This is a genomic window from Streptococcus sp. NSJ-72 (assembly GCF_014334035.1).
Classification (GTDB): domain Bacteria; phylum Bacillota; class Bacilli; order Lactobacillales; family Streptococcaceae; genus Streptococcus; species Streptococcus constellatus.
In genome coordinates, this window is sequence record NZ_CP060489.1 from 402,742 (window position 1) to 415,887 (window position 13,146).

Sequence of the window (13,146 nt, forward strand, 5' to 3'; positions counted from 1 at the left end):
GCCATCCGGTATTGCCTTCTTAAAATATCAGACCTTTTACTATACCTATTTTAAGAAAGGGGGCGATGGGATGAATCAAACGGATGTGCCTATCTGGGAGAAATATACCCTTACCATAGAAGAAGCGGCAAAGTATTTTCGCATCGGAGAAAACAAGCTGCGAAAGCTGGCGGAAGAAAATCCTACTGCAACTTGGGTTATTATGAACGGCAACCGTATTCAGATCAAGCGCAAGCAGTTTGAAAAAATGATAGATACGGTTGACACAATCTAATGGAGATCGGGCCTTGACGATGTTATAATAAATGTAGCATATCAAGGATCTTTCCGTCTTGGAAAGGAGCATAAAATGTCAGAAAAAAGACAGGACAGCAAAAACCGAATTTTGCGGTCAGGTGAGAGCCAGAGAAAAGACGGGAGATATGCTTACAAATATACAGATACCTTTGGAAAGCCGCAGTTTGTGTACGCATGGAAATTAGTTCCTACGGATAAGACACCTAAGGGCAAGCGTGAAGATAAATCCCTGCGTGAAAAGGTCAAGGAGATACAAAAAGACCTTGATGACGGGATTGACCCTGTAGGAAAGAAAATGTCCGTATGCCAGCTATATGCAAAGCAGATACGAAGCCATGCAAATGTAAGGCACAATACAAAGCAAGGTAGAAAGCAACTCATGAGAATACTTGAGGAAGATACGTTCGGAGCATGCAGCATTGAGAATGTAAAAATGTCTGATGCAAAGGAATGGGCTTTAAGAATGAAAGAAAAAGGCTATTCTTTCAAAACCATTAGCAATTACAAGCGTTCTCTGAAGGCAGCATTTTACACCGCAATTCAGGACTGTATCAGAAAAAATCCCTTTGACTTTCATATCAATATAGTCATTGAGGATGACACCGAGCCGAAGATACCTCTTTCGCCCATGCAGGAAGAAAGCCTGCTTTCCTTTGTGAAAAGCGATAAGGCCTATTACAAGCATTATGACGAGCTTATCATTTTGCTTGGAACAGGGCTTCGCATCTCCGAGTTTTGCGGACTAACGGACAGAGATATTGACTTTGAAAATCGGACAGTCAATGTGGATCATCAGCTTCAATACTTCGGGAAAAAGTCCTACCGCATTGAAACACCGAAAACGGACAATGGTATTCGCAAAATTCCAATGAGCAACCGTGTGCTTGAAGCCTTACAGAGAGTGCTGCAAAACCGAAGAAAAAGTGATTTTACCGTTGACGGTTATACAGGCTTTCTCTTTATCACAAAGAACGGAACACCACAGGCTTGTATCAACTATGATGCTATGTTTCGCAGGCTGGTAGAAAAGTATAACAAAAGCCATGAGGAAGCTCTACCGGCGGTAACAACACCTCATACCTTGCGGCATATATTCTGCACCAACATGGCAAATGCGGGAATGAATCCGAAAGCCTTACAGTATCTTATGGGACACGCCAACATTACAATGACCCTGAACTATTACGCACACGCCACCTTTGACAGCGCACAGGCGGAATTTTTCAAACTGGCGGCTTAAAGGAAAAGAGATGTTTTACTACTTCTTTACTACCTTTCAAAGCAAAAACACAAGCAGAGTTAAGAAAATATGTGAGTATCTCCCGATAAACAAAATGACGGAAATGCCTGAAAAGGTAGGCTATACCGGCATATAAGAACTTTTGAAAAGTTAGTTAAAAATCATATTAGAGTTTATGCTAAAATATGTATGACATGTAGTTGGGCACATAAAATATTACTAGTAAAAAATAAGATTACTTTTTAAGTAGGGGAACCAGAACGACTGCAAACTTTTTAAATTGTACCGAGGAATTATCTCATTCTGAGATTCTTTATGTAACAGGCCCAGAGGTGCTTAACTATCCTCAAGAGTTAGAAATAGCAGCAGAAAGCCTTTGTAAACACTGGGCTAAAGTGAACAGACAATCTCTTAAAATAGTCTGTAGTCCTTATTTGTATTCTTCCAGACTGCTGGAAGATTATTTCTATCGTTTATTTGATAAGGTTCAAAAAGGCACAACCGCTCATGTCGAAAAGCACCCCAATGAAATTGCGAATTTTATCAATTCAGAAGATTTAGTAGAGCTGATCAGCAAAATTTTTGATAGTTGGAATGAGCAAACAGAAATTTTAAACATTTATAATCCGTTTGAAATTACTTTTCAGCATGTTGCACAAAAGTTAGAAGAGCTGGCATTCTCTAACAGTAAAATAGTGATTGATTCCAAATCACCTGAACTTTGTCTTTACCACTCCATAAGATGAAGATAATTTAAGACAACTTATGGATGGTTTATTCATTATTCACTTTTAGATGATCTAGCCGATTTGTATAAAAATTTTATTAAAGAAAGTAAAAAATCGAATAAGACTTATCAAAAGATAGCTGAGATTTTATTTGCTTTTTTCTTGCCTAGGGTATTGAGCGCAATGTTGAACGTTTTTAATTAATTGACATCTGTTTGCTTTTTGTTACTTTGATTAGTATTATTTTTGGAACAATCTATGGAATTTTTGCAGGAAGTCTTTCTATAATCGGATTATTTGTAGCAACTATTTTTTCTGGGAGAAATTGGCAATCAATCGTCTATAACACAGATAGATGAATTTCCTTTGCGGCTTATATGTTTGTCGCTCTTATTTGTGGGATTATCCAGATGAAATACCAAGATGAGAAGGAAATGTTAGAAAAGAAAATCAGTTGCTAAATGAAAGAAATGAATTGTTATCTATCTCATATGAGGATGCAGCTTATAATCGCAAAAAATACCGCATCCGAGTGTATAATTTCCGTGAACGTAGTATCAAGCTGGAAAGAAAGAGAAAATTTGAAAATTATATAAAGAAACAGATCCTCTAACACGCGAGGAAACAGAGAAAATTATTCAAGGAGACTATGCATTTCTGCTTCATAGTCCTCATGCCTTATGTCGTGAATTTTACTTTGAGTGTATGACAAATGTAAAATGAAATCAATGTTGTATCTTATGCGCAGTCTTGATTTCTTTTTTGTTTTCATACGTTGCTAGATTGCGTCTTTTCGTAAAAAACTGTATGATAGTGGTAGTGTGATTTTAGAAAGAAGATAAGATGAAAAGATTCATGGAAAAAGCTAGCATTTTGGCTTTATCATTGGTTTTAACAACGGCATTTTCAATTTCTAGTAGCTTGCCGGCTATGTTCCAGTATTATAAGAATTACTCTTCCAGCCAAGTAGAATTATTAGTCTCCTTACCGTCCATTGGGATCATGTCTTTGTTGATGTTTAATAGTGTTTTGGAACGCTTTGTATCTGAGCGGTTCATGATTATACTAGGGCTAATCCTGTATTCTATTTGTGGTCTTATCCCATTTTTCAATCAATCTTATAATCTCGTTTTTGCTTCGCGCTTTGTTTTTGGGTTAGGTTTAGGTATGATGAATCCTCGAGCAATTGCTATTATTAGCGAGCGCTTTCAAGGGAGAGAGCGTGTGCAAATGTTAGGCTATCGTGGTTCAGCGGAAGTTGTTGGGATGGCCTTGTTGACTTTAGCGGTCGGACAACTCTTACACTTTGGTTGGACAACTACATTTTTGGTTTATACAGTTGGTTTCATCGTTTTGGCACTGTATCTTATGTTTGTTCCTTATGAAAAGAATGAATCCGATAAGCATAAACATCTCAAATCTGTTCGTAAAATGACTAGAAAACAAATAAATTTGAGTATCTTTTTAGCTTTCATAGCTGGTATGATTGTTTGTGCTAATGTCGCTATCACTTTACGGATCCCTAGTCTAGTCTTACAGGCAGAGATCGGCAACGCTGAAACAGCCAGCTGGGTTCTTAGCTGTATGCAACTAGTGGGAATTTTGGCTGGTGTTAGTTTTGCCAGTCTAGTGAGCGTATTGAAAAATCGCTTATTGACAGTAACGGGAATTGTTTTTGGTCTAAGTCAAGTGATGATTGGATTTTCAAGTCAGATTTGGCTCTTAAGTTTGAGTGCTCTTTTGGCTGGCTTTGCTTATAGTGTATCTCTAACAGCGGTGTTTCATATTGTATCGGAGAAAATCCCTACTCATTTGGTAAATCGTGCAACAGCGATTGTCGTTTTGGGTTGCAGTAGCGGTGCTTCGGTATCAACATTCGTCTTATCTTTGATTGGAATCATTTCTTCTGCCCCAATCTTTATTTTTAGTGTATTAGGAGTTTTCATGATGGCAACGTCAACTTTAGCGGCTTTTGTCACTCATAAACAAAACGAGGAAAAAGATGCGATTAGATAAGTTTTTAGTAGAAATGGGGCTTGGTTCACGAACAGAAGTCAAGCAACTTTTAAAGAAGAAACAAGTTTTGGTCAACGGGAAGGCTGTCACATCAGCGAAAGTACAAGTAGATGAATATCAAGATGAAATTTCAGTCAATAAGCGAGTATTGGACTATGAAAAATTTGTCTATTATCTTTTAAATAAGCCGAAAGGCGTCATTTCAGCTACTGAAGATGCTAATCATCAAACAGTTTTGGATTTGTTAGATGAAAGTGCACGCCAGAAAGAAGTTTTTCCAGTTGGACGACTTGATATTGACACTCACGGACTTTTGTTATTAACCAATAATGGTGCTTTGGCACATGCGATGTTGTCTCCTAAAAAACATGTAGCAAAAGTTTACCGTGCAAAAGTAGATGGCATCATGACTGAAGAAGATAGGACACGCTTTGAAGCAGGAATAGAGCTTAAGGACTTTACCTGTCAGCCTGCAAAGTTGACCATAGTAAAAGTAAATGAAGAGCAACAGACTTCTCTTGTAGAGATTACAATTTCTGAAGGAAAATTTCATCAAGTGAAGCGAATGGTTGCAGCTTGTGGTAAAAAAGTAGCAGACTTAGAGCGCCTTGCTATGGGGCCATTAAGTTTGGATAAAGAGTTGGCAACAGGAACTTTTCGTCGTTTGACACAGGAAGAAATAAAAAGTCTCAAACGATTTGGCGTAGAACTCTTATAATTTGTATCAGTTGACAAAAACTTTCCTTCTTGGTAAAATAAGAATGTCATAGAGACAAATAACTTCTTCTTGGTTGCAGGCCATGCCAAACCTGTCACTCGGATGAAGCGTAAAGAAAAGGAGCTTATCATGGCAATCTCAAAAGAGAAAAAAAATGAAATCATTGCACAATATGCACGTCACGAAGGTGACACTGGTTCAGTAGAGGTACAAGTAGCTGTCCTTACTTGGGAAATCAACCACCTTAACGAACACATCAAACAACACAAAAAAGACCACGCTACTTACCGTGGTTTGATGAAGAAAATCGGTCGCCGTCGTAACCTTCTTGCATACTTGCGTAAGAACGACGTTAACCGTTACCGTGAGTTAATCAACTCTCTTGGACTTCGTCGCTAATCTTGCGTCTAAAACGTTTCTATACTTCGTTGGCTTCGCCTCGATGTATCATCAGTACAATCTTCGGCTCGTCGCCTTGTCTATAAACGTTTTATCCAGCAAGAATCATGATGTTAAGGGCGCCAAAAATCCGTATGAAATAGGGAAACAATATAGTGTTCGATGAACACAAGGAGTTTCATCTTTTTTACTAGGATTTTAGCCCGAGCTCAAATCAGCTCTCTGACTTCAGAGGGCTTTGTGTTTTTATCAGCATGCTTAGGCCGTGTTCAATTGAGCATATCTTGAAAATGAGGCTACTCTAAATTGGGTAGCCTTTTTGTTTTGTATGGATTTTAGCCCGAGCTCAAATTAGCTCTCTGATTTCAGAGAGTTTTTTATTTTGTGACTTTTAGTCCGTCTCGCTCCGTAAGGTGCGAGACAAATAAACCACTTATTATGCGGGTGCGCAATGTTGGTTATACCCAAAAACTCCAAATGCGATACAATAAAGATATTCAGGATTACGATAAAGCGAAAGGGGAAAATATGACGTAAAAAGGTATATAGTTTATCTTATACAAAATAAAAGGGAGTGAGACAGAACCCATTTTGAAAAAAATCTAGTCCGTTGTCTTACTCCTACGAGGATGATTAGGCGCTCTTCCGAGCTTGAAAAGCAATAGACTTGAGGACTTGCTTTGCAAAATCCACCAATTCAAAGTCGTGTTTTTGACACATCCTTATGGATGTTTTATTTCCGACATCCAATAATCCAGTAGACTATTGGAGTGGTTAGCTGTAGCATCGTTAATTTATTAAACGGTCTCCTTTGAAGCTAGAAACTTTCGTCCCAGTCTCCAATCATGTGTGCTTGTAAACTACCTGTTTGATGGGAATTATGATGGAAAACAATGTCCCTTGTTACAAGATCTCATTTCTCTTTTTAATATATTGTAGGAATGTATTTTACCAAGGCAATCCCGCTTCTGCAATTTCCTTCTTTGAAGCATATTGACCATTTGGGCGATGCCATCTGCCCCTCTTATCTCTAAAATAGCCACTAGCAGCTACAGTCTCTTCTTGTTGAGATGCTGCTTGTCTCTCTGCCTCTTGTCGAGCTTGCTCAGCTCGTTGCTGAATTGCATTTTGTACAAGATTAATTCGATGTTGAAGAGCTCCTTTTTTATTTGGATCGGTAATTTGCTCAACGGCAGCTTGAGCTGGAGCAATGTTCTCGGCTACTTGATTATCCTCAAGTTGTTTAACAGCCTGTTCACCTTGCTGGGTGATGCGCTGGATTTCAGCTTCTTTTTGAGCCTGTTCTTCTTTAGCTTTTCTCTCTGCCGCCTCTTTTTGTTTTCGCTCTTCCTCCGCTTTTTCCTCTTTCTTTTCTTTTTCGAGTTTTTCTTCTTTTTCTCTACTAGAATCGGAGTTTGAGGAGGAACTGCTTGCTTTTGAAGAGTTTGAAGATGAAGTTCTAGATGTAGATGGCACTACTTGGGTTTGACTTTGTTGGCTTTCAGAGGATTCAAAATTGAGTCTACTTACTGTATAGCTTCCTAGTATTCCTATTATCGCTGCAGCAATTGCTATATTTCTTTTGAAAACACTTGGATTTCGCTTTGCGAAATACCAAATACCAAAAACACCACCTAGAAACATTAATGGCATTGTAATTGGAGCCAATAAGATGATTAGAACAACACTCATGATAGCAAGAACGATGTTGAGCCTAGAATTATTTTTCCACTTTTTCATATTTCCCTCACATAAATTGGTTTTCGAAAATATCATATCACAACTTGTTATCGCTTTCAATAACTAGGAAGTGAAATTTTTCAAATTACCACAAACTTAAAAATTTTGTTTTAAATCAATTCATATAAAACAGCTTCAAATTGAAATCTGAAGCTGTGTAGATAATCTATTCTCCTAATTCCTCGCTGTAGGTAATAATCTGATCAACTGTATCAGACAAGAACTGAATTGTGTCGCGGAGTGGTTTGTCTGTGGAAATGTCAGCTCCGATGATACGAGCAGTCTCAAGTGGCGTTTTACTTCCACCAGATTTGAGGAAGGTGAGCCAATCGTGAGCTCCATTTTTGTCATTTTTCAAATGAAGATAGCCGGTAGTAGAGATGACAAGCCCTGCTGAATAGGTATAACTGTATAGTCCCATATAATAGTGACTTTGCCGCATCCAAGTGAGCGCAGCATCATCATCGATTTCGACTGCATCACCCCAAAAATCGGTCAGAACTTCTTTCATAATACTGTTAAGCTTCGTTGCTCCAAAAGTTTCGCCTGCTTCAACGAGATTATAAACCCGGCGTTGGAAGGCTGCTTCCAAGAGATGGGTGATAAAGTTATGGAAGTAAGTGTCCGTTAGACGGTGAGCGAGTGCAAATCGCTTTTGACGTGGATTGTCAAATTGATGTTCCAAATAGTCGCTAAGTAAGAGTTCGTTGAAGGTAGAAGGAGCTTCTACGTAATAGGTCGACATGTGGGTATTGAAATAGCTTTGACTATTGTCAGAGAAGATGAACTGACCAGAGTGACCAATTTCATGAATCAGAGTATACACATCACTCATACGGCCTGTCCAGCTCATAAGAACATAAGGATGCACGCGATAAGGATCAGTGGCATAGCCGCCAGAGTCCTTGCCAGCATTCGCTGCAAAATCCACCCAGCGCTCTTTTTGGTAATTGGCAATTTCGCGTGTATATTCTTCTCCGAGTGGAGCAACGGATTTCATCACTAAGTCATAAGCATCCTCAATAGTGACATCAGGATTGAGTGCACTGTCCAAGTCCAGCTTCCAATCTGCAAAGGTCATTTTTTCGAGGCCGTTGATCTTAGCAACGTGCTTGAGGAACTTTTGTGCAACAGGTGCAAATTCAGTCATGATGAGGTCAATTTGCCGATCGAACATAGAGCGATCTACCTCTTGCTCAGCCAAAAGATAGTCAAAGACAGAGTCATAGCCTTTCATATCTGCTAGAAGCTTTTCAGATTTGACCTGAGCCAGATAGGCAGCAGCAGCAGCATTTTGGTGCTGACGAAGGCCTTCTGAGAAAGAGCGGAAAGCTTTTTCACGGATTTCTGCATTTTCATGGTTTTGATAGAAATTCTCATAGGTAACAAAGCTGTTTTTATAAACTTTGCCGTTTACTTCGAAGTCAGCCATGGCAAAGTCGCCAGCCCGCATCTTGGTGTAAATATCCTGTGGACTGTAAAAGACTTCACCTAGATTGGTCAAGGCTTTTTCAATATCCGCTCCCAGATAGTGGGCTTTTTTGATTTTAGCTTGGCGAATTGCGGCAGTCAAATGTGTTAGTTGTTCGAGACGATTAAGAATTTCTTCGTCAGCATTGACCAAGGCTGCATCAAAAAAGCTGAGAGCAACGCTAGCTTCTGTTTCGAAATCTGTACCAGCTTGAGCAATCTGGGCAAAACTTTCATCGCTATAGTCTGTTGTTTGTGGCATAAAACTGTAGTTGCCGATATGGCTTCTTTCAATATAGATTTGTTCCAATTCGGTAAAGGCTTTTTCAAAATCCTCAAAAGTATGGAGGTTGTCCTTATAATTCCGTATGAACTGGTTAATGTCTTCACGAGTTTTTTCAATCGCCCGTAGGAAATCTTCACGGTCTTGATAGAGAGCTGTTAAGTCCCACAGTTCCTTTTCTGGAAACTCAGAACGTTGTTTTTGTTCAACCATATCTATTCTCCTTGTTACTAGCTTTCTTTCTAGTATAGCAAAAAATAAGAATAATAGATAACATTTCAAAAATTCTTGCTAAAAAGCTATTTTAAGGCTTTTTCTTTTGGTATAAAATATGATAAAATAAAGTTTATACGTGCTTGATACAAAGATGAGGATAGACAAAGTATAAAAAACGCTTAAACTTTCTATCAACAGTCGCGGCTATGGCAAAAGGTGTGCTGAACAGGATAATGAGTTATTTTATTGAAACAAAGCTTATGCCTAATTATGCAAGCAGAAATTTTTGGAGTGGAACTCAGGATTCATTTTTAATATCCTAAATCTATCTTGATCTTTGTAGGCAAGACGTATAAAAAATTAGAAATTGAGTATAGACTCAAAGAGGAATAATTATGGTAAAACAAATATTTAAAACCACTTTTGCTGGCAAAGAATTAGTGGTTGAAACTGGACAAGTGGCGAAGCAAGCGAATGGTAGCGTAGTGGTGCGCTATGGTGAAAGTACCGTTCTGACAGCAGCCGTTATGTCAAAGAAAATGGCGACTGGCGATTTCTTCCCGCTTCAAGTCAATTATGAAGAAAAGATGTACGCAGCTGGGAAATACCCTGGTGGCTTTAACAAGCGCGAAGGACGCCCTTCAACGGACGCGACTTTGACCGCTCGCTTAATCGACCGTCCCATTCGTCCCATGTTTGCGGAAGGTTTCCGCAATGAAGTTCAGGTTATCAATACCGTTCTTTCTTATGATGCGGATGCTTCAGCACCTATGGCAGCTATGTTTGGTTCATCTCTTGCGTTATCAATCTCAGATATTCCTTTTAATGGTCCAATTGCTGGTGTGCAGGTTGGCTATGTCAATGGAGAATTGGTCATCAATCCAAGTCAAGAACAAAAAGAAGCTTCGTTATTGGAATTAACCGTTGCAGGAACTAAAGAAGCGATTAACATGGTGGAATCTGGTGCCAAAGAATTATCAGAAGAAGTGATGCTGGAAGCCCTTTTGAAAGGTCATGAAGCAGTGAAAGAATTGATTGCTTTCCAAGAAGAAATCGTGGCAGTAGTTGGAAAAGAAAAAGCAGAAGTTGAGCTTCTTCGTGTTGATGAAGAATTGCAAACAGAAATTGTAGCCGGCTATAACGCTGATCTTCAAAAAGCCGTTCAGGTAGAAGAAAAATTAGCTCGTGAAGCCGCAACGCAAGCGGTCAAAGACGAAGTAACAGCCCTTTACGAAGAAAAATATGCTGACCACGAAGAATTTGACCGCATCATGCGTGATGTGGCTGAAATTTTAGAACAAATGGAGCATGCAGAAGTACGGCGTTTAATTACTGAGGACAAGATTCGTCCAGATGGTCGTAAGGTAGATGAAATTCGTCCATTGGATGCTGAAATTGACTATCTGCCGCGCGTGCATGGCTCTGGTCTCTTTACTCGTGGGCAAACGCAGGCTTTATCTGTCTTGACCTTGGCGCCAATGGGTGAGACGCAAATTGTGGACGGACTTGATCCAGAATACAAGAAACGCTTTATGCATCATTATAATTTCCCACAATATTCTGTAGGAGAAACGGGACGCTATGGAGCACCTGGTCGTCGGGAAATCGGTCATGGAGCTCTTGGTGAACGTGCACTTGCGCAAGTTCTCCCTAGTCTAGAGGATTTCCCTTATGCAATCCGTTTGGTAGCAGAAGTTCTTGAGTCAAATGGTTCATCTTCACAAGCCTCGATTTGTGCTGGGACACTTGCTCTCATGGCCGGTGGGGTACCAATTAAAGCACCTGTAGCCGGAATCGCTATGGGGCTCATTTCAGATGGTAGCAACTACACGATTTTAACAGATATTCAAGGCTTAGAAGATCATTTCGGAGATATGGATTTCAAGGTGGCCGGTACACGTGAAGGAATTACTGCTCTTCAAATGGATATCAAGATTGAAGGAATTACTGCTGAGATCTTGCAAGAAGCATTGGCTCAAGCTAAAAAAGCACGTTTTGAAATTTTAGATTTGATTGAACGTACGATTCCAGCTCCCCGCACAGAACTCGCTCCAACTGCTCCGAAGATTGACACCATTAAGATTGATGTTGATAAGATTAAGATTGTCATTGGTAAGGGCGGTGAAACGATTGACAAGATTATCGCAGAAACAGGTGTCAAGATTGATATAGACGAGGAAGGAAATGTTTCTATTTACTCTAGCGATCAAGATGCGATTAATCGTGCTAAGGAAATCATTACAGCTCTTGTGCGTGAAGCGAAAGTAGATGAAGTGTATCATGCAAAAGTGGTTCGAATTGAGAAATTCGGTGCTTTTGTCAATCTATTTGACAAGACAGATGCCTTAGTGCATATCTCTGAAATGGCTTGGACGCGTACTAATAAGGTTGAAGATTTGGTACAACTTGGTGATGAAGTAGATGTCAAAATCATCAAGATTGATGAAAAAGGTCGTGTGGATGCTTCTATGAAAGCATTGCTTCCGCGCCCTCCTAAAGAGGATAAGGAGAAAAAACATCATCATAAAACACATAAAGAGCATAAAGTTGTTCGAGAAGAAAAGGCACAAGACTAGAAAGGTAGCTAAGTGTTTACTTTCAGTCTAAAGCTAGAAAGGAGTCATCATGGGTTGGTGGAAAGAGACAATAGCGATTGTAAAAGAAAATGATCCAGCAGCTCGCTCCTTGCTCGAGGTGCTGTTGACTTATCCTGGTATTAAGGCTTTAGCAGCTCATCGGATTTCTCACTTTCTTTGGAATCATGGTTGTAAACTCTTAGCTCGGATGCATAGTCAATTTTGGCGTTTTTGGACCCAGATTGAGATTCATCCGGGAGCAAAGATTGCTTCGGGTGTTTTCATTGATCACGGGAGTGGCTTAGTGATTGGTGAGACGGCTGTTGTGGAAAAAGGAGTGATGCTTTATCATGGTGTTACTCTTGGAGGAACTGGCAAAGATGCTGGGAAACGTCACCCAACGGTTCGCCAAGGCGCACTCATTTCCGCTCATGCGCAGCTCATTGGTCCGATTGAAATCGGTGAAAATGCCAGGGTAGGAGCGGGTGCAGTAGTGGTGGCAGATGTACCAAGTGATGTGACAGTTGTTGGTATACCGGCTAAAATCGTCCGTGTGCATGGTCAAAAAGATACTCCAACTATCAAGAATTTAGAAGAAATCCGCGAAGAAAGTTATTACTCATCTAAATTGTAGTGAGAAATGGTTAAATGTAGGCTCAAAAGAAGGTGTATATAGCGTGCTATTAGAGGAATTTGAAGATGTAGCTGGGGTTATTGAACCAACAGACAGGAAGGTTATTGCTAAGGGAGAGATTTGTAAAACTATCATCTTGTCTTTTAACGGAGAAATTTTGAAATGTTTGATTGAGTCAGAAGAAGTTTATCCAGGAGGCTGTTTAAAAAATCTGAACGGTCAATTTCTCTGGTATGTATATAAATGTGATGGAAATCAAGTTGCGGTCATGACAGCGCTTATTGGAGCTCCATCAATGATTGGTCAATTGGAGGAATTGGCAGCCAGAGGTTTCAAGAATTTCATCATTCTAGGATCTTGTGGTGTTTTGGATCGCTCGATTGAGGCGGACAAGATTATCCTGCCTGCTGCTGCTTTGCGAGATGAAGGCACTAGCTATCACTATGCCCCACCGGGTGATGAAATCGCTTATGACGAGCCCCTGTTGATTCAGCTGGAAGCTATCTTTGACAAGCACGATATTGAGCATATCCGCGCCAAGTCTTGGACGACTGATGCCTTTTATCGGGAAACGCCTGATAAGGTCAAGCGTCGCTTAACTGTTGGAGCCCAAGTGGTGGACATGGAAGCTTCAGCTATTATGGCTTGGAGCCAATTTCGCAAGACTAAAGTCTATCAGTTCTTCTACACAGCTGACTATGTGGATCATCATAACCGAACCTGGGATGCCCGCCATAACGAACGGAAGACTGATGCCATGACTTTTTTCACGATCGCTTTGACAATAGCAAAGGAACTAGAAAGGAACTGAGTAGGAATAGAAAGTTTG

The 13,146-nt window shown here is 39.9% G+C and carries 11 protein-coding genes and 1 pseudogene; 10 read left to right on the plus strand and 2 right to left on the minus strand.

The features are described from left to right. Window positions 1-70 precede the first annotated feature (70 nt). From H8787_RS02085 to rpsO, 7 genes and pseudogenes are all read left to right on the plus strand, one after another. Window positions 71-274, plus strand: a complete 204-nt coding sequence (locus H8787_RS02085; RefSeq protein WP_048801117.1) for an excisionase — start codon at window positions 71-73, stop codon at window positions 272-274. Window positions 275-349: 75 nt separating this feature from the next. Further along, window positions 350-1,537 carry a site-specific integrase gene (locus H8787_RS02090; RefSeq protein ID WP_048801118.1) on the plus strand — a complete coding sequence of 396 codons (1,188 nt, stop codon included), beginning with the start codon at window positions 350-352 and terminating at the stop codon, window positions 1,535-1,537. A gap of 332 nt (window positions 1,538-1,869) precedes the next feature. After that, window positions 1,870-2,283 (plus strand): hypothetical protein, encoded by a 414-nt coding sequence (locus tag H8787_RS02095; RefSeq protein ID WP_187328129.1) that lies wholly within the window; start codon window positions 1,870-1,872, stop codon window positions 2,281-2,283. Window positions 2,284-2,776: 493 nt separating this feature from the next. Then, window positions 2,777-2,982: pseudogene (locus tag H8787_RS10020) on the plus strand (transporter); the annotation flags it as partial. A gap of 126 nt (window positions 2,983-3,108) precedes the next feature. Continuing rightward, window positions 3,109-4,281, plus strand: a complete 1,173-nt coding sequence (locus H8787_RS02100; RefSeq protein WP_187328130.1) for an MFS transporter — start codon at window positions 3,109-3,111, stop codon at window positions 4,279-4,281. Next, the gene (locus tag H8787_RS02105) at window positions 4,268-4,999 is read left to right on the plus strand and encodes a pseudouridine synthase (protein WP_037598047.1); all 732 of its coding nucleotides are present in this window, start codon (window positions 4,268-4,270) and stop codon (window positions 4,997-4,999) included. Before H8787_RS02100 ends, H8787_RS02105 begins: the two co-directional genes overlap by 14 nt. A gap of 129 nt (window positions 5,000-5,128) precedes the next feature. Then, window positions 5,129-5,398, plus strand: coding sequence for a 30S ribosomal protein S15 (rpsO, locus tag H8787_RS02110; protein WP_001018251.1), 270 nt, complete (start codon window positions 5,129-5,131; stop codon window positions 5,396-5,398). A gap of 948 nt (window positions 5,399-6,346) precedes the next feature. Here rpsO and H8787_RS02115 read toward each other — a convergent pair. Next, the gene (locus H8787_RS02115; protein WP_187328131.1) at window positions 6,347-7,138 is read right to left on the minus strand and encodes a mitofilin family membrane protein; all 792 of its coding nucleotides are present in this window, start codon (window positions 7,136-7,138) and stop codon (window positions 6,347-6,349) included. Window positions 7,139-7,304: 166 nt separating this feature from the next. After that, a complete protein-coding gene (gene pepF, locus H8787_RS02120; protein ID WP_187328132.1) occupies window positions 7,305-9,104 on the minus strand; it encodes an oligoendopeptidase F in 1,800 nt (599 codons plus the stop codon). A 398-nt stretch (window positions 9,105-9,502) separates the two neighbouring features. On the opposite strand from pepF, the gene pnp reads away from it, so the two are divergent. Genes pnp through H8787_RS02135 form a run of 3 tightly spaced genes read left to right on the plus strand, consistent with a single transcriptional unit; the run spans window position 9,503 to window position 13,128 of the window. Continuing rightward, complete coding sequence (pnp, locus tag H8787_RS02125) at window positions 9,503-11,683, plus strand: polyribonucleotide nucleotidyltransferase (RefSeq protein ID WP_187328133.1); 2,181 nt, start codon at window positions 9,503-9,505, stop codon at window positions 11,681-11,683. A gap of 49 nt (window positions 11,684-11,732) precedes the next feature. Then, a complete protein-coding gene (cysE, locus tag H8787_RS02130; RefSeq protein WP_003070672.1) occupies window positions 11,733-12,317 on the plus strand; it encodes a serine O-acetyltransferase in 585 nt (194 codons plus the stop codon). 43 nt (window positions 12,318-12,360) lie between these two features. Beyond that, a complete protein-coding gene (locus tag H8787_RS02135) occupies window positions 12,361-13,128 on the plus strand; it encodes a nucleoside phosphorylase (protein ID WP_187328134.1) in 768 nt (255 codons plus the stop codon). Window positions 13,129-13,146 lie beyond the last annotated feature (18 nt).

Bases quoted from the DNA above. Each gene is read 5' to 3' on its own strand.
- H8787_RS02090 (WP_048801118.1), top strand. From the start codon at position 350: ATGTCAGAAAAAAGACAGGACAGCAAAAACCGAATTTTGCGGTCAGGT.
- rpsO (WP_001018251.1), top strand. From the start codon at position 5,129: ATGGCAATCTCAAAAGAGAAAAAAAATGAAATCATTGCACAATATGCA.
- pnp (WP_187328133.1), top strand. From the start codon at position 9,503: ATGGTAAAACAAATATTTAAAACCACTTTTGCTGGCAAAGAATTAGTG.
- H8787_RS02115 (WP_187328131.1), bottom strand. From the start codon at position 7,138: ATGAAAAAGTGGAAAAATAATTCTAGGCTCAACATCGTTCTTGCTATC.
- pepF (WP_187328132.1), bottom strand. From the start codon at position 9,104: ATGGTTGAACAAAAACAACGTTCTGAGTTTCCAGAAAAGGAACTGTGG.
- H8787_RS02100 (WP_187328130.1), top strand. From the start codon at position 3,109: ATGAAAAGATTCATGGAAAAAGCTAGCATTTTGGCTTTATCATTGGTT.
- H8787_RS02105 (WP_037598047.1), top strand. From the start codon at position 4,268: ATGCGATTAGATAAGTTTTTAGTAGAAATGGGGCTTGGTTCACGAACA.
- cysE (WP_003070672.1), top strand. From the start codon at position 11,733: ATGGGTTGGTGGAAAGAGACAATAGCGATTGTAAAAGAAAATGATCCA.
- H8787_RS02085 (WP_048801117.1), top strand. From the start codon at position 71: ATGAATCAAACGGATGTGCCTATCTGGGAGAAATATACCCTTACCATA.